General features: G+C 52.2%; 32 protein-coding genes. 10 read left to right on the plus strand and 22 right to left on the minus strand.

The features are described 5' to 3' along the window. A partial coding sequence (locus FLS37_RS11290; protein WP_157670035.1) for a transposase domain-containing protein occupies positions 1–225 on the plus strand: 225 nt, incomplete at its 5' end. Positions 226–380: 155 nt separating this feature from the next. On the opposite strand, the gene FLS37_RS11295 is transcribed toward FLS37_RS11290, so the two are convergent. The 6 genes from FLS37_RS11295 to FLS37_RS11320 all read right to left on the minus strand — a co-directional run bounded on the left by FLS37_RS11295 (position 381) and on the right by FLS37_RS11320 (position 4,720). Next, entirely contained in the window at positions 381–797 is a 417-nt protein-coding gene (locus tag FLS37_RS11295) for a YHS domain-containing (seleno)protein (RefSeq protein ID WP_198314591.1), read from the minus strand. A gap of 396 nt (positions 798–1,193) precedes the next feature. Beyond that, positions 1,194–1,862 carry a Crp/Fnr family transcriptional regulator gene (locus tag FLS37_RS11300; RefSeq protein WP_157670037.1) on the minus strand — a complete coding sequence of 223 codons (669 nt, stop codon included), beginning with the start codon at positions 1,860–1,862 and terminating at the stop codon, positions 1,194–1,196. A gap of 8 nt (positions 1,863–1,870) precedes the next feature. Then, positions 1,871–2,638 carry an exodeoxyribonuclease III gene (gene xth, locus FLS37_RS11305; protein ID WP_157670038.1) on the minus strand — a complete coding sequence of 256 codons (768 nt, stop codon included), beginning with the start codon at positions 2,636–2,638 and terminating at the stop codon, positions 1,871–1,873. A gap of 193 nt (positions 2,639–2,831) precedes the next feature. Then, positions 2,832–3,302 carry a DUF4124 domain-containing protein gene (locus tag FLS37_RS11310; RefSeq protein WP_157670039.1) on the minus strand — a complete coding sequence of 157 codons (471 nt, stop codon included), beginning with the start codon at positions 3,300–3,302 and terminating at the stop codon, positions 2,832–2,834. Between the two features lie 48 nt (positions 3,303–3,350). After that, positions 3,351–3,782, minus strand: coding sequence for a hypothetical protein (locus FLS37_RS11315; protein ID WP_157670040.1), 432 nt, complete (start codon positions 3,780–3,782; stop codon positions 3,351–3,353). Then, the gene (locus tag FLS37_RS11320; protein WP_198314592.1) at positions 3,776–4,720 is read right to left on the minus strand and encodes a Nudix family hydrolase; all 945 of its coding nucleotides are present in this window, start codon (positions 4,718–4,720) and stop codon (positions 3,776–3,778) included. Before FLS37_RS11320 ends, FLS37_RS11315 begins: the two co-directional genes overlap by 7 nt. Before the next feature lie 89 nt (positions 4,721–4,809). Here FLS37_RS11320 and FLS37_RS11325 point away from each other — a divergent pair, with 89 nt between their 5' ends. Next, positions 4,810–5,238: a hypothetical protein gene (locus tag FLS37_RS11325; protein ID WP_157670041.1), complete on the plus strand. Its 429-nt coding sequence runs from the start codon at positions 4,810–4,812 to the stop codon at positions 5,236–5,238. A 74-nt stretch (positions 5,239–5,312) separates the two neighbouring features. Here the strand turns inward: FLS37_RS11325 and FLS37_RS11330 are convergent, their stop codons facing one another. Together FLS37_RS11330 and FLS37_RS11335 are read right to left on the minus strand one after the other, a co-directional pair. After that, positions 5,313–5,993 carry a Bax inhibitor-1/YccA family protein gene (locus tag FLS37_RS11330; protein WP_157670042.1) on the minus strand — a complete coding sequence of 227 codons (681 nt, stop codon included), beginning with the start codon at positions 5,991–5,993 and terminating at the stop codon, positions 5,313–5,315. Positions 5,994–6,109: 116 nt separating this feature from the next. Beyond that, positions 6,110–7,189, minus strand: a complete 1,080-nt coding sequence (locus FLS37_RS11335; RefSeq protein WP_157670043.1) for an enoyl-CoA hydratase/isomerase family protein — start codon at positions 7,187–7,189, stop codon at positions 6,110–6,112. A 158-nt stretch (positions 7,190–7,347) separates the two neighbouring features. Here FLS37_RS11335 and FLS37_RS11340 point away from each other — a divergent pair, with 158 nt between their 5' ends. From FLS37_RS11340 to FLS37_RS11350, 3 genes are all read left to right on the plus strand, one after another. Then, on the plus strand, positions 7,348–8,358 hold the full coding sequence (locus FLS37_RS11340) for a M14 family zinc carboxypeptidase (RefSeq protein ID WP_157670044.1): 1,011 nt from the start codon (positions 7,348–7,350) through the stop codon (positions 8,356–8,358). Further along, the gene (locus FLS37_RS11345; RefSeq protein WP_157670045.1) at positions 8,355–9,098 is read left to right on the plus strand and encodes an alpha/beta fold hydrolase; all 744 of its coding nucleotides are present in this window, start codon (positions 8,355–8,357) and stop codon (positions 9,096–9,098) included. The genes FLS37_RS11340 and FLS37_RS11345 overlap by 4 nt, the downstream gene beginning before the upstream one ends. Positions 9,099–9,184: 86 nt before the next feature. Further along, positions 9,185–9,724 carry an NADPH-dependent FMN reductase gene (locus tag FLS37_RS11350; RefSeq protein WP_157670046.1) on the plus strand — a complete coding sequence of 180 codons (540 nt, stop codon included), beginning with the start codon at positions 9,185–9,187 and terminating at the stop codon, positions 9,722–9,724. A 62-nt stretch (positions 9,725–9,786) separates the two neighbouring features. On the opposite strand, the gene FLS37_RS11355 is transcribed toward FLS37_RS11350, so the two are convergent. The 3 genes from FLS37_RS11355 to fur are packed head-to-tail and all read right to left on the minus strand — an operon-like array spanning position 9,787 to position 11,678. Next, the gene (locus tag FLS37_RS11355; RefSeq protein ID WP_157670047.1) at positions 9,787–10,512 is read right to left on the minus strand and encodes an arginyltransferase; all 726 of its coding nucleotides are present in this window, start codon (positions 10,510–10,512) and stop codon (positions 9,787–9,789) included. Between the two features lie 18 nt (positions 10,513–10,530). Then, entirely contained in the window at positions 10,531–11,235 is a 705-nt protein-coding gene (gene aat / locus FLS37_RS11360) for a leucyl/phenylalanyl-tRNA--protein transferase (protein WP_157670048.1), read from the minus strand. A 17-nt stretch (positions 11,236–11,252) separates the two neighbouring features. Beyond that, positions 11,253–11,678 (minus strand): ferric iron uptake transcriptional regulator, encoded by a 426-nt coding sequence (fur, locus tag FLS37_RS11365; RefSeq protein ID WP_157670049.1) that lies wholly within the window; start codon positions 11,676–11,678, stop codon positions 11,253–11,255. A gap of 102 nt (positions 11,679–11,780) precedes the next feature. On the opposite strand from fur, the gene FLS37_RS11370 reads away from it, so the two are divergent. Both FLS37_RS11370 and dapB read left to right on the plus strand, forming a co-directional pair. After that, a complete protein-coding gene (locus FLS37_RS11370) occupies positions 11,781–12,245 on the plus strand; it encodes an outer membrane protein assembly factor BamE (RefSeq protein WP_232522580.1) in 465 nt (154 codons plus the stop codon). After that, positions 12,246–13,046 carry a 4-hydroxy-tetrahydrodipicolinate reductase gene (dapB, locus tag FLS37_RS11375; protein ID WP_198314593.1) on the plus strand — a complete coding sequence of 267 codons (801 nt, stop codon included), beginning with the start codon at positions 12,246–12,248 and terminating at the stop codon, positions 13,044–13,046. Between the two features lie 549 nt (positions 13,047–13,595). Here the strand turns inward: dapB and FLS37_RS11380 are convergent. Next, complete coding sequence (locus tag FLS37_RS11380) at positions 13,596–14,765, minus strand: NAD(P)/FAD-dependent oxidoreductase (RefSeq protein ID WP_157670050.1); 1,170 nt, start codon at positions 14,763–14,765, stop codon at positions 13,596–13,598. A 292-nt stretch (positions 14,766–15,057) separates the two neighbouring features. Further along, positions 15,058–15,525: a response regulator transcription factor gene (locus FLS37_RS11385; RefSeq protein ID WP_308418762.1), complete on the minus strand. Its 468-nt coding sequence runs from the start codon at positions 15,523–15,525 to the stop codon at positions 15,058–15,060. On the opposite strand from FLS37_RS11385, the gene mutL reads away from it, so the two are divergent. Genes mutL through miaA form a run of 3 tightly spaced genes read left to right on the plus strand, consistent with a single transcriptional unit; the run spans position 15,524 to position 19,210 of the window. Next, entirely contained in the window at positions 15,524–17,494 is a 1,971-nt protein-coding gene (mutL, locus tag FLS37_RS11390; protein ID WP_157670052.1) for a DNA mismatch repair endonuclease MutL, read from the plus strand. The two genes, FLS37_RS11385 and mutL, sit on opposite strands and share 2 nt — an antisense overlap. Next, positions 17,494–18,279 carry a hypothetical protein gene (locus FLS37_RS11395; protein ID WP_157670053.1) on the plus strand — a complete coding sequence of 262 codons (786 nt, stop codon included), beginning with the start codon at positions 17,494–17,496 and terminating at the stop codon, positions 18,277–18,279. The genes mutL and FLS37_RS11395 overlap by 1 nt, the downstream gene beginning before the upstream one ends. Continuing rightward, the gene (gene miaA, locus FLS37_RS11400) at positions 18,272–19,210 is read left to right on the plus strand and encodes a tRNA (adenosine(37)-N6)-dimethylallyltransferase MiaA (RefSeq protein WP_157670054.1); all 939 of its coding nucleotides are present in this window, start codon (positions 18,272–18,274) and stop codon (positions 19,208–19,210) included. The genes FLS37_RS11395 and miaA overlap by 8 nt, the downstream gene beginning before the upstream one ends. Before the next feature lie 61 nt (positions 19,211–19,271). Here the strand turns inward: miaA and FLS37_RS11405 are convergent, their stop codons facing one another. The 9 genes from FLS37_RS11405 to FLS37_RS11445 all read right to left on the minus strand — a co-directional run bounded on the left by FLS37_RS11405 (position 19,272) and on the right by FLS37_RS11445 (position 26,129). Next, positions 19,272–19,955: a MarC family NAAT transporter gene (locus FLS37_RS11405; protein WP_198314594.1), complete on the minus strand. Its 684-nt coding sequence runs from the start codon at positions 19,953–19,955 to the stop codon at positions 19,272–19,274. Positions 19,956–20,067: 112 nt separating this feature from the next. Next, positions 20,068–20,502 carry a BLUF domain-containing protein gene (locus tag FLS37_RS11410; RefSeq protein ID WP_157670055.1) on the minus strand — a complete coding sequence of 145 codons (435 nt, stop codon included), beginning with the start codon at positions 20,500–20,502 and terminating at the stop codon, positions 20,068–20,070. A gap of 134 nt (positions 20,503–20,636) precedes the next feature. Further along, positions 20,637–21,293, minus strand: a complete 657-nt coding sequence (gene adk, locus FLS37_RS11415) for an adenylate kinase (protein ID WP_157670056.1) — start codon at positions 21,291–21,293, stop codon at positions 20,637–20,639. A 146-nt stretch (positions 21,294–21,439) separates the two neighbouring features. Then, positions 21,440–22,213, minus strand: coding sequence for a 3-deoxy-manno-octulosonate cytidylyltransferase (gene kdsB, locus FLS37_RS11420; RefSeq protein WP_157670057.1), 774 nt, complete (start codon positions 22,211–22,213; stop codon positions 21,440–21,442). Between the two features lie 27 nt (positions 22,214–22,240). Beyond that, complete coding sequence (locus tag FLS37_RS11425) at positions 22,241–22,420, minus strand: Trm112 family protein (protein ID WP_157670058.1); 180 nt, start codon at positions 22,418–22,420, stop codon at positions 22,241–22,243. Between the two features lie 3 nt (positions 22,421–22,423). Continuing rightward, a complete protein-coding gene (gene lpxK, locus FLS37_RS11430; RefSeq protein WP_157670059.1) occupies positions 22,424–23,506 on the minus strand; it encodes a tetraacyldisaccharide 4'-kinase in 1,083 nt (360 codons plus the stop codon). Between the two features lie 722 nt (positions 23,507–24,228). Then, positions 24,229–24,885: a hypothetical protein gene (locus tag FLS37_RS11435; protein WP_157670060.1), complete on the minus strand. Its 657-nt coding sequence runs from the start codon at positions 24,883–24,885 to the stop codon at positions 24,229–24,231. A gap of 65 nt (positions 24,886–24,950) precedes the next feature. Beyond that, positions 24,951–25,370, minus strand: a complete 420-nt coding sequence (locus tag FLS37_RS11440; protein WP_157670061.1) for a biopolymer transporter ExbD — start codon at positions 25,368–25,370, stop codon at positions 24,951–24,953. Between the two features lie 147 nt (positions 25,371–25,517). Next, positions 25,518–26,129 (minus strand): MotA/TolQ/ExbB proton channel family protein, encoded by a 612-nt coding sequence (locus tag FLS37_RS11445; protein WP_157670062.1) that lies wholly within the window; start codon positions 26,127–26,129, stop codon positions 25,518–25,520. Between the last annotated feature and the right edge of the window lie 373 nt (positions 26,130–26,502).

Genomic DNA, 26,502 nt, shown 5'->3' on the forward strand with positions numbered 1-26,502 from the left:
AATAATCCAATCGAAAACGCCATCCGGCCGATTGCGATTGGCAAAAAGAATTGGCTATTCGCGGGCAGCGAACGCGCCGGCAAACGCGCAGCCGCCATCCAAAGTTTATTGGCGACGGCTAAACTGAATGGCATTGAGCCATCAGAATGGCTGAAGGACACGCTGGAAAAACTCCCTACCTGGCCGAATAGCAGGATTGATGAGTTGTTGCCGCTGCGCGGCTAGTTCATTTCGATGCAACTGGCGAGGCGGTCACGCCGTACGCATACATTCCTCAAAGCATACAGCGTGATGTAGTTCACAAAAAAATAGGGTGATTTCTGTAGAGAAATCACCCTATTTTATTTATTAGGCATAAATACTAATTGCAGTCGCGATAACTACAGCCCTTTTGGTGGCACATTCTTGATGTCTGGCCAGCGAACGTAGGCTTGTTTGACGTAGCCATCCACATTCACAGTCCAATCTTTGTAAGCGCTTTTCGCCGTTAGAAACAGATAGCCATCTACGATTTTGTACGACAGCGGGTCGCTATCGACTTTCTTTTCCTTGGCTACTGCCTGGGCGCAGAAACCGCCAAAACGCGGGGCATACTGAGCTGGATTGGATTTAAATTTCTCCAAATTGGCTTTAGAAACAAAGTAATACGTACCACCCTCGTAACTGAATGCGTAATCCGAATCGCCTTGTGCCGGTTTACCGGAAAAATAGGAAATCGGATCATAACCACGCAAAGCCACACCTTTGTTATCTACATTTACCGGCAAATTAGAGCTTGGATTAAATGCAAAAGTCATGGCGGGAGCCGCAAACAGGCAGCTCAATGCCAAGCATGAAGCAAGCATACTCTTACGAAACATTATGATTCCCTTATATTCCTGAACTGGGCCAGTGCATTAACTTACTGACGCCATTAGGCATGATTAGCTTTTATGTAGTCAAATCAATGAAAATACAGTTTCTAATCAATTGTAGCGTTACAACACTTTCAAATATTTAGAGAAAAAAACAACATTTTTCCAGACAAACGGTAATTCATTAAATTCATTGAAATAATGCCTTGCCCAAAGCGCAAAAAAACCCGACTTTAAAGGCCGGGTTTGAATAAAACGCAAAGTTGAGCTGTAGTCATTTATCAAGGATGATCAATGCATGCTGGAGCAACAAGTTCAAATACAGTACTGGGGATCGACCTAAGGCAAGCTATCTAAGTTGCTTATCAGGATATACCCCCCGCGCATGTTTAACCACTGCTGCGATTCCCATGCGCTGAGCTGTTTATTGACACTTTCCCGCGTCGCACCGACAAAGTTGGCCAACTCCTGCTGAGTCAATTTCAGATCAATGCGAATGCCTTCAGCGGTTTCATCACCATGATTTTGTGCCAACTGCCGCAGTACTTTGGCCAAACGCTGCGGCAAAGGCAAAAACAGTGTGTCTTGCACCAGCTCATCGGCGCTGCGCAAACGCTCGCACAGCGTTTGAATCATTGAGCGCATGACCAACGGGTGCGCATTCAGGTACTGATCAACCATGGCTCGCTGCAGCACCAGCAACTCGCAATCTTCCAGCGCTTCGATGGTCGCCGTTCTGGGGCCGCCGTCAAGCATGGCCAGCTCGCCAAAAACTTCCCCAGCTTCCAGAATGGCCAGAGTAAGCTCGCGCCCTTCCGAATTGCTACGCATTACCTTCAGCCGCCCGTGAATGACGGCATACATCTCGTCACTCAATTCGCCTTGTGCCAGAACTACCTGCTTGGCACGCACCAGGCGCGATTGGGCATGCAACGCCAGTTCGGCCAGCTCTTGGTAGCTGAGTTGGCAAAACAGGCTGCTGCCTGAAAGTAATTTCGCTTTATCCATTTTCTAGCTCAATCTAAAGTAGCAATCACAGGGGTATGATCCGATGGACGCTCATGCTTGCGTGGTTCGATGTCGATCTGGCAGGCGCTACAGCGTACCGCCAGTGCGGGTGACATCAGAATATGATCAATACGCAGACCGGCATTTTTCTTGAAAGAAAAGCCGCGGTAATCCCACCAGCTGAATGATTTCTCGGGTTGCTCAAATTGCCGGAACACATCGATCAGCCCCAAAGCCTGTAAGCCCTGAAATGCCGCGCGTTCTGGCGGGGATACTAATACACCACCTTGCCATTTTCGGATGTCATGTACATCACGATCTTCGGGCGCTATATTGTAATCACCCAGCAATGCCAGCTGCGGATAGCTTTCCAGTTCCTGTGCCAACCACCCATGAAGGGCAGCAAGCCAGGCCAGCTTGTACTGGTATTTATCTGACTCCAGATCCTGACCATTCGGGATATAAGCGCCAACCAGCCGAACACCATCAATCGTCGCCGAGATCACCCGTTTTTGCGGATCTTCAAAACCGGGGATATTGATCACCACGTCTTCAATCGCCGAGCGGGCAATAATGGCCACACCGTTATAAGTTTTCTGTCCGGCGAAGGCCACTTCAAAACCGGCGGCACGAATCGCCTCGGCAGGAAAAACCGGGTCGTCCATTTTGGTTTCCTGCAGGCACAAAGCCGTTAGATCCGGGTTATTGTTCATCCACTCCAGCACCTGATCCAGGCGTACTTTCAGGGAGTTCACATTCCAGGTCGCAATTTTCATGGTTGTCGCTCGACAGTCATCCGGGAGCAAATTGTAACAGCAGGTTTGCGCTTGCAAGAGAACTAAAATCTGCATGCAGCAAGCTCGATAGACAGAAGACAAAGGCAGGCTGAATATTGCCAATATACAGAGCTCAACGCAGGGATTCGCCGCAAGCTCAAAACGCCACAAGCGCCAATATAGAATGTCGCTGCTATTTTCTTGGCAAAGGATAGCCAGCCTTGCTCAGTGCAGCCTGCCAAACCGGGCTATTCCATTCCTTGAGGACTTCTTTACCAATCATTAATACTGGCGGCCTTGCCTGCATAGTGCCGACGGCAGTAAAAAAAGCCAGCATGGTTTTTTCATTGGCAGGATCAACATTGCGCACTTCATATTGCACTTGGCGCAAATCCAGCATCGCCAAAGCCTGACTACACGCAGGCTCACAACTGGCACTCACCCACAGCACAACCTCATCCTTGACGACAGGCTTGACTTGTACCTGACTGGCGTTGCCGATTATGTTGGGCCGGATGCTGCGCTCCTTGACCCCTGAAACTGCGGGCGGTTGGTCAGAATAAAAAACGCGGCCTTCGGCATCCCGCCATTGATAGACTTTGGTCGCGAAAACCGGACTTGTAGCGATTGCCAACAGAAGCAAACTCAAGGATATTTTTTTCATTCTGATTATTCCGTTTCAACACAGCAGACTCCAAACCGTATCAGCATCTTAGTTGATTTTTGACGAGGTCTTGATCTGCACCGTGCTTTGATCAATCTCTAACACAAGCAACCAGTCATGCCTGGCCTCAGTGCACAGTGGCAATGCCATACGGGCTTGCCAGTTAAGGCTATCGGCCGACTGAAAGCGATATTCATTCGGCCCCATTGCCATCCCAGTCATTTCCCAGCGCCCCCGTACCCGCTCAGCCTTGGCACTGAGCAATACCTGGAATGGTTTATTTGTACTAATGGCTTGATCAGCGCGAATCACATAGGTTTCATTGCCAATCACAAACTGGCAGGCTTGCCGCAGATTTGGACACGCCACCTGATGTATGGATTGAGGTTTTGCATCGTACCAATTTGCCGCCCAAAACCCCAGTCCAAGCAATATCAACAACACGCCCCCGGCAGGCAGACGGTACTTCTTGCTCACCATGCCGCACTCAAGATGGCGACCCCTTGCGCTCCGAGCGCCTGGGCCTGAGCCAAAGTACCCAAACTTTGCCCACCAATTGCATAACACGGGCTGGACCATCCCTGCGCGAGTAGCTGGGCAAACCGCTCCCAACCCAAAGGCGGCTCGGCCGGATGGCTATTGCTGACCGCCACGTGGCCTAGAACGGTGTAATCCAGCCCCAGTGCATTGGCATATTGTAGCTCTTCAAGATGATGAGTCGACGCACCGACCCAATCAAAGCCATGTGGGCGACCATTTGATGCCATCAACTGGCGTGAGGTCAGGTGAACGCCATCTAGCACCAAGGCTCGTAAATAACTGAGATCGCCATGGCCGATCAATTTGCCGCCATGCGGACGTGGCAACTGCGCCAGTTGCTGACACAGCTGGGTATATTCATCCGGAGTGCGTTGAGGTTCGCGCAGCACCAGCCAGGCTGGACCAGCATGCCAGTAAGCCGCCATTTTGCGAATCAGTTCGGCATCATCAATCAAACCAGCAGGCGAGAAAATCAGCGTGTCGTTCAGGCTTAAGCCGCGCAAAATAGGGCCATTGGCTGGCAAAATAGGCGAGACATTCAGTTGCCCTGCCCTTTGCCAGGCAAATTCTTGCCCCTCATGCGAAACAATCGCCCCGGACCATGCGGTAACGCGATAGAAATACAACTCAACCAGTGCATGCGGATAGTCAAAGCGCTGACATAACCAAGGCCTGGCTTGCTGCACCTCGATGCCCAGCTCTTCAGCCAGTTCACGCTGCAACGCGGCCAAAGGAGTTTCGCCCTGCTCCAGCTTGCCGCCGGGAAACTCCCAATAACCCGCATACGGCTTGCCAACGGGTCGGCTGGCAAGCAAAAACTGTCCGTCTGCTTGCTGCAAAATGCCTGCGGCCACCCGGGTTACTTTTCTTTCATTCATCGTTTGTCAATTAATCCGCAGTTTATTACTTGCTTTACCGTTGCTTTCAATAAGAATTCAAAGGTCTGATTTAATCACTAAGCCCTGCCGTGAAACCCAACCTGATTGAACTACAGCACAGCCAGATAGCGCGTACATTAGTGCAACTGAGTGCCTTGATCCATGAACCGGAAATGGTCTGCAGCATACTGGCCGTTTCGCCGCAAAACATTGTAAAAGGCTTCGCCTGGGGCTCACATTTCAATGCGCTTATTGTACATGATCATCACTGGTATCTAGCGCGGGATATCCCGATCGAGCTGCTCAGATCCTTGCTGCCGCTGATTGAAGGCATCAACCGCATTTTTTTCATTCAACAGTTCATCCAGCCTCTTGGACACAGCTCGGCAGAAGAAGCTGCGCAGTATCTGGTGAATCTGCAACCCTGCCTGCTGTGCAAACACACATGGGAACAACTGGATATGATGGCAGCACCGTTACAAGGAGTGAGCTGCACTCTAGCGCAAGCCAGGGTTTAAAGCAGGTAGAGAGGAAATAAAAAAACCGCAGTCATTCAAGAGCTGCGGTTTTTTTTATTACAACAGTGATTCAATCAATCACGGCTATTACCAGAGAATGCCATCAGCAGATGCAGCAAGCTGGTAAACAGATTGTAGATATTCAAATACAGGCTCAAAGTGGCGGAGATATAGTTGGTCTCACCACCATTCACAATACGGCTCACGTCGTACAGGATAAAACCTGAAAAGAGCAAGATCGCAACAGCAGAGATAGTTAATGACAGTGCTGGAATGGCGAAAAAGATATTTGCAACAGCCGCCAGCAGCACCAGCACCAGACCAATCATCAGAAATTTGCCCATGAAAGAAAAATCTTTCTTGGTCACCGTCGCAATACTTGCGAGCGTAAAGAAAATTGCCGCAGTACCTACAGCCGCAATCCCGATCAATTGCGCACCATTACTGAATTTCAGTGCCGATTGCAAAATCTGGCTTAACCATAAACCCATAAAACCGGTGTAGGCTAGCAAAATAGCAACACCAACACCTGATTCTTTAGTTTTCTCGATGGCGTAAAAAGCACCGAAGCTGACGCCCAGAAAAACGATCAGCCCCATCCATGAGCCCATCGCAAATTTCATTGAAATGCCAAGCATCGCGCCTGCGGCAGTGGGCAGCATTGATAATGCCAGCAGGAAATAAGTATTTCGCAGCACGCGGTTGCGTTCCGCCGACAGTGTCGCGCTCCCGTACGTTGCAGTATTGTATTGCATGATCAGGCTCTCCTAGTCTTTATCATTCAATCGACGCCAACGCGCCTATCCGTACGCGATAAGATGCGGTGAAACACAAAAAGTTTCAAGTAAAGTTTGCAAGTCACCTGCTTTTCTCAACCCAATTGTTCAGATAACGGCACAAAATGGGCTTCAATCGCAGCCACATCCAAATTTGCATAGGAAGACTGACGCCAGCGGGGCTGTTGCTGCCGGTTAAACAGGGTGCAATATATACCTTCTTTAAAATCACCGTAGCGCAAAGCACATGCAGCCATTCTGGTTTCCAGCTCAACAGTTTGCGCCAAACTCAATGTTTCGCAACGCTGCTGCAGAGCCCAGCTCAGATAGAGCGACGTTGGCGAGGCGGCAGTCAAGCGTTGTGCGGCATGCTGTAAATAGCTGCTCTGCTCGGTACTAGCCAGGGCGAGCAAGCCATCAATCGCGTCAGCAAAGCTGCCCTCGCACAAACGGCTAATCTGCGCTTGATACGGGATCAGATTGGCTTGCGGCAAGTCGGGGGGCAACTGCTGATCCAGAAAGTCGCTCAGTAACAATACGTCCCTGTCAGCCTCTGCAAACCAAGGCAAATTGGCCATGGCCAGCAAGATCGAATGGCGCTCTGTATCGTGGCAAACCCAGTCGGCGACCCCCAAGTGCAGCGCATCTGCTGCATTGAGCACAGCACCGCTCAGCGCCAGAAAGCGCCCAACACCCTGCAATTGTGGCAACCACCAGCTGGCGGCGACATCGGGAAACAGACCAATACCGGTTTCCGGCATCGCCAAGCGGCTCGATTCAGTGAGCACCCGGTGGCTGGCGGCAGCAAATAAACCCCAGCCACCGCCCATCACAATACCGTGCCCCCAGGCCAGAATCGGTTTGCGCCATTCCCTGATCGTTTGGCATAAGCGATATTCTTCGGCAAAAAAAGCATCGCCCTGTGCAATCTGCGCTGGTTCACTCATGGCTTGATGCAAAGATTTCAAATCACCACCGGCACAAAACCCGCGCTCCCCCGCGCCGAGCAAAACCACGGCAACCACCCGCTCGTCTTGCTCCCATGCCGCCAAGGCGGCCGCCATTTGCCTGACCATAGCCAGATTCTGGGCATTAATCCGCTCTGGTGCACTCAAGGCCAAACAGCCAATTTGTCGGCCTGCCACCGTGTTTAACAGAGAAACATGGATCGTCATTGATGAAAACCCTTGGTTAATTGCATCCCATTCAGCCTGCTGTATCACCCGAATGCAATCGGTAACATCCGCATAGGCAATAATACCGCAGCGGCGGTTTGTAACATAAGTCTGACATGCCTCGCCTATAGTTTGGCAAATGGCATAAAGGGCAAGGCATGCATACGCTACCAGAATTACAACAACTGGAAGAGCTGATAGCGCAAGCTCCGGCAGAAGTCACCGTGCAGACCCATGGGCAGATTCAGGCGACACAGGGAACATATCCGATTTACAGCCTGAGCATGGGGAATCCTTCCAGCGGTGCTGCCGTATTGGGCTTTTTTGGCGGCATCCATGGGCTGGAACGGATAGGCTGCCAAATATTGCTGGCACTACTGGGTAGCCTGTTTGTGCGTATGCGCTGGGATAGCAGCCTGCATTACAAATTGCAAAGCATGCGCCTGGTATTTATGCCGCTACTCAATCCGGCCGGCATGGCCAAAGGCTGGCGCAGCAACGCCCATGGCGTTGATCTGATGCGAAACGCACCTATTGAGGCAGGGCAGCGCGTCCCGTTTCTGCTTGGCGGGCACCGCATCAGCCGACACCTGCCCTGGTATCGTGGCGTGGAAAATGCCCCGATGGCCGAGGAAAACCAGGCTTTATGCCGTTTTGTGGCCGAACAATTATTCAATAGCCCGCTCAGTATCGCCCTCGATTGCCATTCCGGTTTTGGCTTGCGGGACCGATTATGGTTTCCGTATGCCCATACCCGACAACCGATTCCGCATCTGGCTGAAATTTTTGCACTAAGCCAGCTGTTTCAGGAAAGCTACCCGCATCACCCGTATGTGATTGAGCCGCAAGCCCGGCAATACATCACGCACGGCGATATCTGGGATCATCTGTATCAGCAGCAATTACAACACAGCGGGCGGGTGTTTTTGCCGCTCACTCTCGAACTCGGCTCCTGGCTCTGGATCAAAAAAAATCCGCGCCAGCTTTTCTCGCTAGGTGGGCTGTTTAATCCGGTCGTTCCACACCGGGAACAAAGGGTGCTGCGCAAACATTTACTGCTGTTTGAATTCATGATGCGGGCCGTACATGATGCGGCTCGCTGGCTACCGCAGCAGGCAAACCGGACACAATTGCAGCAACAGGCACTTCAACACTGGTATCGCCAATGAGTACATGGATCTTGCTACGCGGGCTGATGCGGGAAACCCGCCACTGGGGCGATTTTCCGCAGCAATTGCAAACACGCTTCCCGGATGATCAGGTGATTTGCCTTGAATGGCCGGGCAATGGCTTACTGTATCGGCAAAAAAGCCTGAACAGCATCAAAGAAATGGCAGGGTATTGCAAGCAAAGCCTCATTCAGCAAGGGGCTAGCCAGCCATACCATGTGATCGCGATTTCGATGGGTGCTATGGCCGCACTGGAATGGGTACGATTGCGCCCTGCGGATGTGGCCAGCTGCACGCTCATCAACACCAGCCTAGCAGCCTTTAACCCAGCCCATCAACGCTTGCGAGCGCACAACTGGCATCGGCTGCTGGCACTGGCCTTGCTGGGGCCAATTGAGCGCGAACGCGTCATTTTTGATTTATGCAGCAATCAGCGCGACACAGCAGCATTAAGGGCGTGGCAGCAATACGCCAAAGAATGCCCAGTGTACTTTACCAATGTGCTTCGGCAATTATGGGCTGCCAGCCAGTACCGCGGTGATCGCTACCCTCCCCCTATCCCGACATTATTGCTCAATAGTACGCAAGACCGGCTTGTCGATCCTGCTTGCTCTGCCAGCATCGCCCTAGCCTGGCAATGTCCACTGAAAACCCATCCTTATGCCGGACACGATTTGCCGCTAGACGCCCCTGATTGGGTACTGGATCAATTGACTGTCTGGCTTGCGCAGAAAAACTGAACAAGTCGGGCAGAGAATTGCGCTTTGCGGCAGCAGAACTTGAAGCTAAGCTAAACAGGCGATTAATCCAATAGGAAATACACACTATGAAAGTTCTGGCCATCTGCGGTAGCCTGCGTGAGAAATCTACTAACAAAGGCATGCTGCGCTGCGCGCAAGCCAATGCGCCTGAAGGCATGGAGATTGAGATTGCCGATTTGTCGGCCATCCCTTTTTACAATGCCGACATCACCGAGCCGCCAGCCGCAGTCAAGACTTTGCTCGCGCAAATGGCTGCTGCCGATGCGTTTATCCTGGGCGGCCCCGAATACAACTACTCGATTTCACCGGCACTGAAAAACGCCATCGACTGGGCGTCGCGTGCGGAAAACAATCATATTCTAGGCGGCAAGGCCGCCGCCTTGATGGGCTCTGGCGGTGGAATGGGAACATCAAGGGCGCAGTATCATTTACGGCAGGTGTGTGTTTTTGTCGACCTTCACCCCTTGAACAAACCCGAGGTTTTTGCCAATGCATTTGCCGGTGGCTTTGATGGTGATGGCAATGTGACCGACGAGAAAATCCGCGACAATATTCGCGCCCAATTGATTGCGCTGACTGCTTGGTCGAACAAAATCAAGGCTTAATCAAAACACAGGGTATATTGCTAGAGAGCAATATCTGATTAGCTCCTATCAATATACCCTATCTATTCTTGCAGCAACTGCCACTGCCCCTTGATCCGCCCCTCAATAGGCTGATACTGGGTTTTATACGACATTTTGCGACAATTCTTGATCCAGTAACCAAGGTAGACATAAGGCAAACCCAGCTGTTTGGCCAGCCCGATCTGCCAGAGCACGTTGTACACCCCTAGGCTACGCGGCGCCAAATCCGGGTCAAAAAAAGTGTAAACCGAAGAAATTCCGTCTTCCAGCTGATCAATCAGGCTCACCATGCGCACGACGCCGTCTTCCAGAAATTCAGCCAGAAAGCTGGCGACATTGCTTTTCAAGACAAAACTCTCGTACTGCTCACGATTATCCTGATCCATGCCCCCCCCGGGATGGCGCGACTGCTGATAGCGCTGATATAGGCTAAAGTGCTCTTCGCGAAAAGCCAGCTCCATCAGCCGCACCCGCAAAATCTGATTTCGTTGCGCCACACGACGCTGGGTGCGATTAGGCACAAATTGATTCACAAGCAATCTGACCGGCACACAGGCCTGACAATGGTCACACCAGGGACGGTAGACAAACAGCCCGCTACGCCGGAAGCCTTGCTCGACCAGCTGGCTGTAAATATCAGAATCAATCAGATCGGAAGGCACCGCCACCTGCGAGCGGGCTAACTGACCGTCCAGATAACTACAGGGATAAGGTGCCGTGGCATAAAACTGAAGTTGCACCGTGTGCTTGCGAAACGTATCGTTCATAGCAACCTCGGATAAGGGCTAGCCAGAGCCTCGTGATTCATAGTGATAAGACCAAGGGCCCAATACATCAAACTGGGCGGTCAGTTGTTGCAATTGCCGCATAAACTCAGCAAGATCAATTTCCAGTGCACCAAACCGAGCCAAATGATCGGTATACATCTGACAATCAATCAGCCCAAAGCCTTGCGCCTGCAGCCATTGCACGGCGTGAACAAACGCAATTTTTGACGCATCGGCACGCTTAGCGAACATGGATTCACCATAGAACATTTTTCCGATCGCCATGCCGTAAAGCCCGCCAACTAGCTCGTCATCCATCCAGCATTCGATACTGTGCGCAAAACCAGCCTCATGCAAAGCAATATATGCAGCAAGCATGTCAGCAGATATCCAGGTGCCTGGCTGCTCTCCTCTAGGCGCAGCGCACAGGCTCATCACCTGAGCAAACTCAGTATCAAAAGTGACCCGATAGGATTTGTTGCGCAGTGTTTTGGCAAGAGAGCGATGGATATGCAATTGCGCCGGATACAACACCATGCGCGGGTCCGGGCTCCACCATAAGATGGGTTCACCCGGCATAAACCAGGGAAAAATGCCCTGGCGGTAGGCCGCCAGAATCCGGCCGGGCGCAAGATCTCCACCTGCGGCCAGCAGGCCGTTTGGCTCGGTTAATGCTTGCGATAAGGGCGGAAATTGATGGCGGTGATCAAGCCACGGAATCATGCTGGGGCAGCGCTCGATTATTTTTTGAGCTTGAGCTGGCAGTCGGAACAAATACCATACAAGTACATCTCGTGCTCTTGAATCTGGAACCCGTGTTTTTCGGCAATCGCATCCTGACGCGCTTCAATTTCCGGATCAAAGAATTCGTCGACCTTGCCACACTTTACACAAACCAGATGATCGTGGTGATCGCCGTGATTGAGCTCAAAAACCGATTTGCCGGTTTCAAAATGGTGACGAACCAGAATACCAGCCTGCTCAAACTGAGTCAGCACCCGATACACCGTGGCCAAACCCACATCAATTTCTTCAGCCAGCAATAAACGGTAAACATCTTCAGCAGTCAGATGGCGTTCAACACTGGTTTCAAACAAATTCAGAATCTTTAAACGCGGGCCTGTGGCCTTTAAACCCATGCCTTTTAATTCAGCGGCTTTGCTCATTTTAATTTTCCCACTTTCCAGATGTGCGGTGTCGGCGCAATACGGTTATCATATAGCGTTTTTCGGTGCCGCGCACCGACCCTCACAGTGAAGCGTACGAGCATGAAGGCTAGAATCTTAACTGTAATCATCAGTAGCAGCCTGTTTTTGGCAGGCTGCAGCGTTGTCAATGTCATGACGCCTTATAAGCTGGATATCCCGCAAGGCAATGAAGTGACAGCCGATCAGATCGAAAATTTGAAAGTCGGAATGACGCAAACGCAGGTCCGTTTTGTTTTGGGCACACCGCTACTGGTTGATCCATTCCATCAAAATAATTGGGAATACATTTATCGCGAGCAGCGTGGCGGCCAAGTCAAAGAGCAGAAACGATTTACGGTTTTCTTTGAAAATAATATGGTCACTAAATGGGAAGGCGATGTGCTGCCTGAGCCTGCGGCACGCAAAGCGCTGAAAAATAAAGCCAGTGCGCCAGTCGCAGAGAATTTGATGCGCACCCAGGCTGACCCTGCAAATCCTGGCAGCAAAGACATTGAAGTCAAACCACTGATAGATAAAGGATTTTAAATGACGATGAAAATCGCCATTGCCGGTGCCAGCGGGCGCATGGGGCAAATGCTGATCGAAGCGGTGATCAATGCACCTGAAGCCCAATTATTTGCCGCACTGGATCGTGCTGGCAGCGCCAGCATCGGTAATGATGCCGCGGCTTTTTTGGGTAAAAACAGCGGGGTGCTGATTTCAAGCGATCTCGCTGCACTCAATGGCGCAGATGTAATTATCGACTTCACCCGCCCCGAAGGTACGCTGGAACATCTTAAAGCCTGCTTGGAATACGGCGTCAACATGATTATTGGCACTACAGGCTTTGATGAAGCAGGCCGCGCCAGCATTGCCACCGCGAGTGAAAAAATCGCGATTGTATCGGCTTACAATATGAGTGTTGGAGTTAACCTGGTATTCAAATTACTGGAAATAGCCGCTGGCGTACTGAATCAGGGTTACGACGTTGAAATCGTTGAAATGCACCATAAGCACAAGGTAGATGCACCATCAGGCACGGCCATTGCCATGGGCGAAGCGGTCACCAAAGCGTGGGATAAAGCGCTCAAAGATGTGGCCGTTTGGTCGCGCGAAGGTATCACTGGCGAGCGCCAGGATGGCACGATTGGTTTTGCAACACTACGCGGTGGCGATGTAATCGGTGATCATACGGTGGTATTTGCCGGCGCAGGCGAACGTGTAGAAGTCACCCACAAAGCGAGCAACCGCACTATTTATGCCCAAGGCAGCTTGCGGGCGGCACGCTTTTTGGCGGGTAAAACGGCTGGGCAATTCAATATGCAGGACGTTCTGGGTTTGAATTGAATTTACCAATACTTGCGATAGTCATTACAAATGTAAAAAAGCGAGGTCGGAAACGGCCTCGCTTTTTGTTTTTCCCTTCGATGAAATGAATAATCAGTTTGGAAATTCAACACCTGACTATTCGCTCTTTCCTACAACATACCTGCTATTTCTCGTAGATCAAACTACCAATAATGCATTTAAAACTGTTAAAAGTTAGTGATTAACTTGGATCTAAACAGTACTGCAATCACAGCAAAGATGCTGCACAACACGATCTACGACACATGCCACTACGAAAGAACGTCATCTAAAGATCAACGGGTTGCCAGATCGACATCCCGTGGCTGGCTCGGTATTTTATTGATTGAGGCGAGTACCTTGACTGCCTTATACCGAAAACCACTTGCTTCTCGATCAATGTATTGATCAGGGTTAGCCTTTGCGGCTGGGTACTAAAACATCCAGAAAACAATTTTTCAAATTGGCCTCCTGTGCTTCAGTTTTTAACAACAACTCATCGAATCCCAAACTGGCCTCCTGTTTTGTTGCTGTAGTGTTACTCTAGTCCTAAATATTCAATCCTGCAACATATCCAGACGACCAGGCCCATTGAAAATTGTATCCACCCAGCCAGCCGGTCACATCGACCACCTCGCCAATAAAGTATAAACCGGGCACTTTGCGCGCCATCATCGTTTTGGACAACAGCTCATCAGTATCAACCCCGCCACGTGTCACCTCGGCTTTTTTATAGCCAACCGTGCCGGATGGCTTAACTTGCCAGTGGTGCAGCTGGCGCTCAAGCTCTTGTAATACCTTAGGAGAGTATTGCTTCAAAGGTTTTATTTCACCCTGAGTCTGGAGCCATACCTGTATAAATCGCTTGGGCAAAACGTCGGATAACACCGTTGACAGTAGCGCATCCCGGCTGGCATTGGCAAAAATAGCCTGCAAATCCAGATCCGGAATCAGATCAATTTCAATCACTTCGCCAGGCTGCCAATAGCTAGAAATCTGCAAAATCGCCGGGCCGGAGACGCCTTTATGGGTAAACAGGATCGCTTCACGAAACTGTTGGTTTTGGCATGACACCACCGCTTCTTCGATTGCTACACCAGCCAATTCGGGCCATAAATCCTCCGGCTGAAAGGTCAGCGGCACCAGCGCTGCCGTTTGTGGCACGATATTCAAACCAAATTGCTTGGCAACTTCATAACCAAACGCAGTGGCGCCAATTTGCGGAATCGACAGCCCACCACTGGCGATCACCACTGATTGGCATTGCCACGTTTCCTGGCTGGTTTCAACAATAAATGCGCCAGACTCTGTGCGCGCAACGCGGTTAATACTTGTGCCCATGCGCCAGGTCACATCACCTTGCATTACTTCATCTTTGAGCATCTGAATAATGCCTTCCGAGTTTTGGTCGCAAAATAACTGACCCAGTGTTTTTTCGTGAAAGCTCAGCCCGTGCTTATATACCATGGCAATAAAATCATGCTGGGTATATTGCTTGAGTGCCGATTTAACAAAATGAGGATTATTCGAAATGTAGCAATCAGGGTGAATATTTAGATTGGTGAAATTGCAGCGCCCGCCGCCAGAAATACGGATTTTTTCTGCCAGCTTGATGCGATGGTCAATCAGCACCACCCGCCGCCCGCGTTGCCCAGCCGTCGCTGCACACATCAGCCCCGCTGCGCCAGCGCCAATAATCACTACATCAGTTTCAAACATGTTCAGACCTCATATCAAGCCCGCATTGTACCTGTTCAGGATTGATATGCACCCGATGAATACGGCCTATTGAGGTATGGATTGCCGTCGTGTTGATGCGAATTTTCGAAGAAGCTAGGCGTAGATCGCACTACCGTCGTCTTATACACTGCGTTCTGCAACGCTTGAATTATCCGGGGAAATTAGTCAGCCGAATGCGCTCAGAATCGCTATGCGATTGCAAGTCGTTTATCTCGGCTCAACGCAACATCTGCACAATCAGCAGCGTTAGGGCTGCCCCAAGACAATATATTTAAAGTTTCACCCCTAGCGCGTTGCCGATGGCATCGAGCAGGCGCGCCGGTGTGAATGGCTTGACAACAAAGCCGCTAGCGCCAAGGCTGATGGCTTCGCGGACTTTCTCGCCGGTGGCCTCGCCGCTAACCATAATCACCTTCGGTTGCGGAGTGAGCTTGAGCAGCTGTGGCAGCAATTCCAGCCCGTCGGACTCGGGCAGATGAATATCGAGCAAAATCACGCGGGGAGATAAATCCATGCACAGCTTTAATCCTTCGTGTGCATGCCCCACCTGAGCCAGTACTTCAAACTCCAGTTGGCGCAACATTGCGGAGATAAGACTGCGCACCATAGAATCGTCATCAATTATCACGCAGCTGATTTTTTTAGTCGGCATCAAAGTATATCCGGTATCTGAATGAATATAGCGGGCTGTTATACTGGCAAACCTACCCTGCTTTATCTTAGACCAAGCCTGCCCCATGCCACGTATTCAATTGCTGTCTGATCATCTGGTTAATCAAATCGCCGCCGGTGAAGTGGTCGAGCGCCCGGCTTCGGCGCTCAAGGAATTGCTGGAAAACAGCATCGACGCGGGCAGCAAGACTCTGCAAATCGAGCTGCAGGCGGGTGGCACCAAGCTCCTTAAAGTCATCGACGATGGCTGCGGCATCGCCAAAGACGAGCTTGAGCTCGCACTGCATCGCCACGCAACGAGCAAAATCGCCAGCATGGACGATCTGGCGCGCGTCGGCACACTGGGATTTCGCGGCGAGGGTTTGGCGTCGATCGCCTCGGTCTCGCGCCTGACTTTAACCAGCCGCTTCAAAGATGGCGATCAGTTATCACCGCACGCATGGCGCGTTGAGGCCGATCATGGCCGCCTGCTCGATCCGGAGCCCGCCGCGCTCGCCGCTGGTACAACGATTGAAGTGCACGAGCTCTACCACCAAGTGCCCGCGCGCAAAAAGTTCATGAAGTCGGACAGCACCGAATACGCGCATTGCGCGGCGATGATCGAACGTATCGCGCTGGCCAACCCAAGCGTTGCGTTTACTGTGATTCACAACGGCAGCGCCAAAAATCGCTGGCAGGCGGGCGATTTGAACAAGCGCGCGGCGGCAATTATTGGCGAAGAATTTGTTAAAACCGGCATTCCGGTGGATGAAGGCTTTGGTTCGCTCAAGCTCTACGGCATTGCCGGATCGCCAACGCTGGGCAAATCGAGCCGCGAATCGCAATTCTTCTTTGTGAATGGCCGCTTTGTGCGCGATAAAGTCGTCCAGCATGCGCTACGCGAAGCCTACCGCGACGTACTGCATCACAATATGCACGCGGCCTTCTGCCTGTTTCTGGAGCTCGACCCCGAAGGCGTCGACGTCAATGTGCATCCGACCAAGATCGAAGTGCGTTTCCGTGAAAGTCAGGCGATTTACCGCTTTCTGATTACCAGCTTGTCAAAGGCTTTGGCGAAAACCACGGCAGGCGCAGCGACGCAAGATACCCCGCAAAGTATTGACCCAGAAACAGGAGAAGTATTAGCCCCTACAGCAATACCCCTCAGTAGCAATCCCGAATTCAAACCACAAGATTACGCTCAGATGGCTTATCGCCATCAACAAGCAATGCCACTGCCTATGGCGGCGGAACCATTGGCGCTGTACGACAAGATGTACGGCGATTTGCGTGGCAATGAATCGAACAGCAACCGCAATGACGTCGCACAACCGGCGTGGATGAAGCAGCTCGAAGCGATACGCCCGGCGCCGACTTCTTCTTCATCAGCCAGCAATGAATTCATCCCGACCGGCTTTTTGCCCGCGGGTAGTGCCCGCAACGAAACGCTGCCTGAAGCCGACGACAGCGCGATTCCGCCGCTGGGTTTCGCGATGGCGCAACTGCACGGCGTATATATTCTGAGCCAGGCACAGGATGGCATGATCGTCGTTGATATGCACGCTGCGCACGAACGTGTCGTGTATGAAAAGCTCAAAGCCGCGCTCGACCTGCAAGCGATGCCGATGCAACCGCTGCTAATTCCGCACGTGTTCGCCGCCGATAAGCTTGACGTCGCCACAGTTGAAGATCACGCCGAAGAGTTGGCGGGGCTTGGTTTGGAAATTTCGGTCTCGTCGCCAACACAATTGGCGGTGCGCGCGGTGCCGATGCTGCTGAAAAACAGCAATCCGGTGGAACTCGCGCAAGCGATGCTGCGCGATATTCGCCAAGTCGGCGTCTCACAAGTGCTATCGGGGCGGCGCAATGAATTGCTCGCGACGATGGCCTGCCACGGCTCGGTGCGCGCCAATCGCTCGCTCACCATTCCCGAAATGAACGCGCTGCTGCGTGAAATGGAAGTCACCGAACGCTCAGGCCAATGCAATCATGGCCGCCCAACGTGGTTTCGCCTGAGTATGAACGACCTCGATAAACTGTTTATGCGGGGCCAATAATGCTCAGCGTCGTTGTCGCCAAATTACTGGCTGGCCCGCTCGTCATCGGCGCAACCAGCGTGGCTGGGCAGCGCTGGGGGCAGCAAATGGCGGGCGTACTGGCCGGGCTTCCCACCCTAGCGCTGCTAATTATCGGCATTTTATGGCTGGAGCAAGGCAGCGAATTTACGCGCGACGTGATCGAATACGCGCCGATTGGCCTATTCGCCAATACGCTATATATCCTGCTGCTGGCGTACGCGAGCCGTTTTTTTAAGGTGCTCGGTACTTTGTTGGTAGCCATCATCGGTTATGTGGCGATGGCGATTTTATTAGTCAAATTTTCCGCTCATCAAATACCCTACAATGGTATTTGCTCGTTAATATTTCTGGCATTAGCCTACAAGGCAATACCCAAGCAGGCCAAAAGCCAACTCAAAACCACCTTGCCAAAAATTGAATTGCTGCTGCGCATGGGCTTGGCTGCTACGCTGATTTTGGCGTTAAGCCTCGCCGCGCCCAGCGTTGGCACCAGCTACAGCGGCATCTTTACCGGCTTTCCAGTCGCATCACTGATTTTGCCCGCATTTACCTTGGCGCTGTACGGTCGCAACGCCTTGCTGCATCAATTGCGCGGTTTTGTGCTCGGTTTAATCGGCTTTGCCGTGTGCTTTTTATTGTGGCCGCTCGGCATTAGCCAACTAGGTTTTGCCGCGCTACTGCCCGCCCTGCTGGCCGCCGTGTGCTGCACCGCCAGCCTGCATCTGATCGCGCAACGCCGCGCTTTGGAATTACCACATGAATAAACTGCCCCCCGCCATCTTCATCATGGGCCCGACCGCCAGCGGCAAGACCGCTGCGGCAATGCATTTGCTTGAATCGGGCTTACCGGTCGAACTGATTTCGGTCGATTCGGCGCTGGTATTTCGCGATATGGATGTCGGCACGGCCAAGCCGACGCGCGAGGAATTGCAGCGTGCGCCGCATCATCTGATCGACATCATTGACCCGACCGAAGTGTATTCTGCAGCGCAGTTTCGCTCTGATGCGCGAGCGCTGATGGATGACATCACTGCGCGCGGCAAAATACCGGTGCTGGTCGGCGGTACGATGCTGTATTTCAATACGTTGGAACAGGGCATCCACGATTTGCCCGAGGCTGATGCAGCGCTGCGGACCAGCCTGCACGCCGAAGCGCTGGCGATTGGCTGGCCGAAAATGCACGAAAAGCTGGCTGCGCTTGATCCGATTACCGCCGCGCGCCTGTCGCCCAATGATTCGCAACGCATCGAGCGCGCGATTGAAATTTGCATTTTGGCCGGCCGCCCAATGTCGGCCATACTGGCTGAACCGGCGCAAGACACGCTGGCCTACAATCTGCTGAAAATCGCCTTGCTACCATCGGATCGCGCCGTGCTGCACCAGCGCATTGAGGCGCGCTACGACGCGATGCTGGCCGGAGGCCTGATTGATGAAGTGAACATGCTGCGCGAAAAATATGCGCTCAATCTCGATCTGCCCTCAATGCGCTGTGTCGGCTACCGCCAGACCTGGGAATATCTGGATGACGAAATAGACTTGAAAACCAGTAGAGAGAAAGGCATCGCCGCGACCCGGCAACTGGCGAAACGGCAGATGACCTGGCTGCGCAGCATGGAACAATTGCAGACCATCGATTGCAGCGGTACACAGATGTCTGCAGAGGCACTCAAGCTGGTTCGCACATTTTTACCGTAAGCAGCGTCAGAAAAATCAGGGCAAGCGATCAACCTGCCCTGTTTTCACCACCGCGCTGCAATTAGCGCGCCAAGGGCCAGAAGGCTGGGTCGTGTAGCAGATTGCCGATGCCGTTAATCACAAACTGCACGCCGATGCAGATCAGCAAAAAGCCCATAATGCGCGAGATGGCGTTAATGCCGTCCTCACCCAGAAAGCGGTATAGCTTGCCGGATGCGCGCAAGGTTAGCCACGAGATATACGCCACCAGCAAAATGCCGCAGACCACGGTGATATAGCCCAGCCATACTGGCAAAGCCGTTTGCGTGTGCACGCCCGTAGACATTGAAATCACCACGGCAATCGAGCCGGGGCCCGAGAGCGATGGCATCGCCAGCGGCGTGAACGAAATATCGCGCTTGCCTTTGCCGCTGCCTTTATCGTCCGGTGCCACGTCATGTTCGCCCGGCTCGGCAAACAGCATGTCAAAGCCGAAGTAGCTCACAATCAGCCCGCCAGCAATGCGCAGGCCGGGGATGGAAATACTGAAAAAATCCATAATCAGCGCGCCAGCGAGCAAAAACGTCACCAGAATGCCGGCCATATAGATGCAGGCGCGCTTGACCTGCACTTCGCGCTCGGCGTCAGACAGGTGTGCAGCCATGCCGGGCAAAATAGCCACTGTCATCAGCGGGTTGGCAATCGGCAGTAGCGCCGATATGGTGGCCAGCACCGTGGCAAACATTTCAAAGATGACTTTTTCCATGGGTATTGCCCCACTAGAGTTGGCAGGATTGAGCTACAGCATCATACGGCAAGGGGTATAAAGGGCTCAATGCTGAAATTAACGATTGCTTTCGCTGGCGAGTGCTCTGTCTTTATTCAAGCGCCTGATCATGGCTGATCTGCAGAAAAGCAAACATGGTGTTTTGCAGCTCCGGGTTGTCGTCCAGCGCTTCAACCATCAGCGCCAGCGTGGTCAGCTCGGCAAAATCCTGGCGAATATGCGGGTAGATAAAATCGTAATCGCGAAAAAACATCGTCCAATTGGGAAAGCGCCGCGCCATCAGCACGTCTTCACTCATCAGTTCGACATTTTCATGGCGCGGATCGCGCTCGATCCGGGCAAATACGGTGCGCACCATCTCGGGCTCACCTTCGATGTATTGCAGGAAAAAGCCTTGCTGATAGAGCAGCAAGCCGGTGATATTGTTGTGGGCATTGCGCACCTGACACTCGCGCATTAATTGCATGCGCATGTCTTCGGTCAGGTGCTTTTTTGAATGGCTGATATAAGTGAGACCCAGGTACATGGCGACCTCCGCAGTTTCTCCTTTTTAGCTAGAAAAGCACTAAAAATCAGCGATTTCTGTGCGACATGCCCTCAGCTGCCGCAGATAAAAAAAGCCGCATCATTTGATGCGGCTTTTCTGGCGGAGCGAATTAATTACGCGCCCAGTGCTTTCAGTGTTTCGTCGCGCACGGCTTCAACCGCTTGGGTGCCGTCGATTTTGATGTATTTCGGTGCATTTGCTGCGCCAGACGCGGCCATTTTGCCGTAGAAGCCGACCAGTACTTCAGTTTGCTCGTGGTAAACGCCCAGGCGTTTCAGTACCACTTCTTCTTTATCATCATCACGCTGGATCAGCTCTTCGCCGGTTTCGTCGTCTTTACCTTCCACTTTCGGTGGATTGTATTTCACATGGTAAGTGCGGCCAGACGCCACGTGTACACGGCGGCCTGCCATACGATCAACGATGTTCGCGTCCGGTACGTCGATTTCAACGACATAATCAATATCCACGCCCGCAGCGATCATCGCTTCAGCTTGTGGAATTGTGCGTGGGAAACCGTCGAACAGGAAACCATTGGCCGCATCCGGCTGCGCAATGCGCTCTTTCACCAGGCCGATGATGATGTCATCGCGCACCAAACCACCCGCATCCATAATCGCTTTCGCTTCCAGACCCAGCGGTGTGCCCGCTTTCACAGCAGCGCGCAGCATGTCGCCGGTCGAAATTTGTGGAATATTGAATTTTTCGCGGATGTAGTTAGCTTGAGTGCCTTTACCAGCGCCTGGTGCGCCCAGAAGGATTAATCGCATTGCTTGTTCCCCATCGTGTCATAAAAAATAAATATAAAACCCAAAGTTCCCCTGCTTGGCTGTCTCACCTATCACCTAGCCTGCGAACTTTTGTCTATCTACTTAAAACCGTGATCTGCTGCTGTTTTAATTGTATTTTTGCTTCATCACGCCTGCGCAAATACTGCCCGCACACGTGCTAAATCTTCGGGTGTATCGACGCCCGCCGCTGGCGCTTGCGCCGCGCGGTAAACGCCGATTTTATAGCCATGCCAGAGCACCCGTAGCTGTTCGAGCTTTTCAATGTCTTCCAATTTGGATGCCGCCAGCTGCGCGTAGGCGCGCAAAAAACCCGCCCTATAGGCGTATAGGCCGATATGCCTTTGTGCATCTAGCTGGGCGGGCAATACCCAGTCTTCATCGCTATTGTCATCGGCAAAAGAATCGCGATCCCACGGAATCGGCGCGCGGCTGAAATACATTGCCTCGGCCGCGGCATTGCACACCACTTTAACCACATTGGGGTTAAAGAAGTCTTCGGCGCTCTCAATGGTGTGGCTAGCGGTGGCCATCGCCAACGCTGGATTGGCCGCCAGCTGCGCCGCAACGGCATCAATCAGCGCCGGATCAATCAGCGGCTCATCACCTTGCACATTGACCACAATCGCCTCGTCGCTCAATTGCAGTAGCTCAACCATTTCGGCCAAACGATCGGTGCCAGAGGGATGGTCGCTGCGGGTCAGCTGGCCGTGATAGCCCGCTTGCGTCACGGCATCGAGCACGGCCTGCTCATCGGTGGCCACCACCACCTGTGCGGCCTGCGATTTCAGCGCTTGCTCGACCACCCGCACCACCATAGGCTGGCCGCCAATATCGGCCAGCGGTTTATTGGGCAAGCGGGTCGATTTCAGGCGGGCGGGGATAATGGCGATGAAACTCATGGGCGGCGATCTCGGGGGCGGGTAGATTTAAACTTCTTCATCGGCGGCCAGTTGGCGCGCTTCGCTTTCCAACATCACCGGAATCCCGTCCTTGATCGGATACGCCAGACGGGCGCCCTTGCTAATCAGCTCTTGCGTCGCCTTGTTGTAGACCAGGGGGCCTTTGCATACCGGGCAGACTAAAATCTCGAGCAATTTGGCGTCCATGATTTACCTTTTTGGGTTCAATTTTTTCAAATGAATATCAATGCGCTGCGCCAGGTCGGGTGAAATCACCGCCTGAACCGGCAAAACCCAGATTCTACCACCCCATGCGCGCTCGGTGTCAGCCGCGCTAAGCAGCGCAGCAATTTTCACCGCGTCTTTTTCAGTGACAATGATCTCGCCAGCGGCAGGCAAATCGGCCAGCTTAAACGCATGATGATCAGGAAAAACCTGCTCAAGGTAGCTAAACCCCAAGCTTGCAAGCGTATTGAAAAAGCGTTGCGGATTACCAATGCCGACCACCGCATGCAAAGACGTGGCAAAATCAGCCGCAGTGCGCGTGTCGTGCTGATCATCCAGCCGATAGCAGCGCTCGGCCAGTAGCTGCATTTGATGGTGTGATACATACCCATCAGTGTATTGCTCTATAGAGCAATCATTATCTTGCACAGCGGGCAATACCCCATTGGTCACCACCGCATTCACCGTAGCCAGCCGCGCCACACCTTCACGCAATGGCCCGGCGGGCAAGCGCAAGTGATTGCCGAGGCCACGCGTTGCATCGACGACACAAATCTCGAAATCGCGCGCCAGCGCATAGTGCTGCAAACCATCATCACACAGCAGCAAATCCACCGCCGGATACGCCGCCAGCAGCGCCCTACCCGCCTCTGCGCGGCGGCGCGCAACAAACACCGGCACATTCAAATTAGCCAGCGAGCGCCGCATCAACAGCGGCTCGTCACCCACCTCGCGCGGCAAACTAGCCAACTCAACCGCACGCGCCACACCGTCATCATCGGCTCGCCCGTAACCCCGCGAAATAATCCCCACCCGCCAGCCCAGCCCGCTCAAACGCCGCGCCAGCGCAATCGTCAACGGCGTCTTGCCGGTGCCGCCAGCCGTAATATTGCCGACCACCACCACCGGCACGGACAGCCGAATCGATTTCTTAACCCCAAGCTTGAATAGCGCGGCATTGAGCGCTGCGATGGCGGCAAACAGCAGCGACAGCGGCCACAGCAAAGCCGCCCCCACCGAGAGGCGGCGGTGATACCAGATGCGGTGAATGAGGGATTCGAGGTTCATAAATAATGTTGGGCGCATTCGCTGCGCAGCGGCAATACGCCGGAAAGTAATCAATTAAATTGCGGCGTAGTGCCTACGGCAACTACGCCCTACGCTGCTGTTTGTGTTTCCGCTTCAGCGATCTTCATGTTTTTAGTGCCTTCGGCACGTTGTTTTACAGTCGCAATCCGCGACGGGGACTCACTTTTCTTGGGACTTTATAAATTCAGTGCCCAAGAAAAGTAAGCAAAAGAAGGCAACCCCGCATCTGCGTTGGCTACGCCGATGCCCTCACTGCGGATAATCGGCAAGGCGGCGGGCTTTAACAAAACAGAGCCCGCCGCTTACCCCTTGCCGCTTATTCCTCGCTCGGCGCTGATACAGGGGGCACAGTGCAGACCGACGATGGTGGTATATACCTGCCTGGGTGTTGCTCTATGTGTCATTATGATGCTGCTCTTTAACGATATACCCATGCTCGTTTAGTTCGCGCTCTGTGGTCTGGGGCTTTTATCCCCTGTCGCCCATCGCCGAAGGAGTGGAGTGAGACAAACAGTTTTTCGTTTGGCTCGCGACCGACTGAGGGAAGCCCGGAGGGCCGCAGGCGGGGGTCGCCTTTCTTTGCTGACTTTCTTTGGCGAAGCAAAGAAAGTCAGTGCCGCGGCGCATAGCCGCCAATGCCTGCTCATTGGTTCCAATCACATTGTGATGACGGGCTGCGCTTTGCTTAGCCCAATTTACAGCTAGATAAGTTGATTCTCTGCACAAGGCTCGAAAAAGTCAGGGCAGCGTAGCTTCTCTATCTCGGAAATAAAGGCGTCAGATATGTTATTTAAAAGGTTGGCCATAGCCTCCAAGCTCTGCATTTCAATTGTTTTCGCACAGCTTCTACTGCTCGCAGTATCATGCGAATGATATTTTTGCACAAATTCTAAATTGCCATGACAGAGATCATTCCTTAATTTAACAATTCCAACAGGCTTACTGGATCCATTAACCTTACTGCTGGTTGCATCATTGATATTTTTATTAAACTCTATCGCATCATTACAAAGTGAATCAAAATATTCATACCCAACAAGCTTTAAAACTGAAATATCGACACCAAGCTCACCAACTTTTTTTATTAGACAGTTATTAATATTCCCACTGCTTAATTTCGCAATAGTTCCATCATCATCGAAGCCATTGAGAAGATACCTCAATCCAGATTCAATTCCAGTTACAAAACAAAGGCACGCCGCTAAATAAAGCTGATTATCCATGCATTTCTTTGCTTGCCTCGGAAAAGAACGAATTTCTGCGCCTATACTTAGAGGCCCTTCACCTGTGAGGGCTAACTGAAGCAACTCGTATTGTTCAAGATCAGTTTGATATTCATTCACAATAAAGCCTTTCATCACATTTTCTTAACAATCTGAGAAAACAAAAACGGCGCCTACGCGCCGTTTTTTAATCAATCCAATCACTTCCCAGTCGTCTGCGTCGCAAACGTCAACTTTCCATACCCTGCCGTTCTGGCCGCTTCCATCACATTCACCACCGCCTGATGACTAGATTGTGCGTCGGCGTTAATTACAATCATCGGGTCAGAATTATTCCCCGCGGCGCGGCGCAGCTGGACGGAGAAATCATCCGGGCTGGCGAACACGGTGGTTTCACCGTTGATCGCATATTGGCCATTGGCCGAAATGGCGACCTGAATGGTCTGAGGCTGCTCGACCTGCTTTTCCGCATCGGCCGTTGGCAGATTGATTTTCAGCTCGGCAAATTTGGAATACGTGGTGGTGGCCATCAGAAAAATCAAAATCACCAGCAAAACGTCGATCAGCGGGATAAAGTTGATTTCGGGTTCGACGCGTTCGCGCCCTTTACGAAATTTCATATTTTCTAACCTCAACAGGCCTCAAGAACGGAGCGAGAAGCCCAAAGACAAGGTTGAAAGCGGCGAAAAATCGGAGTTTACGAGTAGTAAATGAGGATTTTGAGCCGCTTTCATAACGCAGTATTTGGGCTTCGTAGCCCGTTGGACTTAATGGTGGCGCTCGCCGTGAACGACTTCAACGAGCTTAATCGCCTGCTGCTCCATCTCGACCACGAAGTCATCCACGCGGCTCGCGAAGTAGCGGTAGAACATCAGCGCAGGCACGGCCACGATAATGCCAAAGGCGGTGTTGTACAGCGCAATCGAGATACCATGCGCCAGCGCAGCCGGGTTGCCGCCGCCGGTGGGCGATTGCGAGCCGAAAATTTCAATCATACCGATGACAGTACCAAACAGACCCAGCAGCGGCGTCACTGCGGCCAGCGTGCCTAGGGTAGACAGATAGCGGTTCAGGTCGTGCGCGACGGCGCTGCCGGTTTCTTCGATTGACTCTTTCATGATTTCGCGTGAGCTTTTCACGTTTTTCAGTCCCGCAGCCAGTACGCGGCCCAGCGGGCTATTGGCCGCCAGTTTGTTCAGCCCCTCGGCATTGACGCCCTGGGCGCGAAAATCCTGTACCACTTTGGCAAGCAGGCCTGTCGGCAACACTTGGGATTTACGCAGCGACAGCAAGCGCTCGATGATGATGGTTACAGTGGCGACAGAGGCGGCGATAATCAGCCAAATCGGCCAGCCAGCAGCCTGGATGATGGCGTACATAGTGGTTTGAACCTTAGGTGAAAAGTGAATCTGAAGTCTTTCGAGAAAACCGCGTAACTTTAGCCGCTATTTGCAGCCGGGGGAAGAGGTTATGATTACGCCGGACAAGCCAAGCAACAGATTGGCGACCGCACAATGTTTTCGCCCACACAACTGTGGATAACTTTGTGAGCAAGTGCGTAAAACCCGGCCAAAGGCGGCATGAATGCTGCATATAATCAGTTTTTACCGGCTTATAGCAAAAATATATTCTCTATTATTTTCAAACACTTAAATAATTTTTATCAACTACAACTTTCAATCATGCCTACACAGGGCTTAGAAGCTGGATTTTGTGGATTACTCAAGGTGTTTTCGGCGTGAATCTTGATTT

It is taken from the genome of Chitinibacter sp. GC72, from assembly GCF_009760905.1.
Lineage (GTDB): Bacteria > Pseudomonadota > Gammaproteobacteria > Burkholderiales > Chitinibacteraceae > Chitinibacter.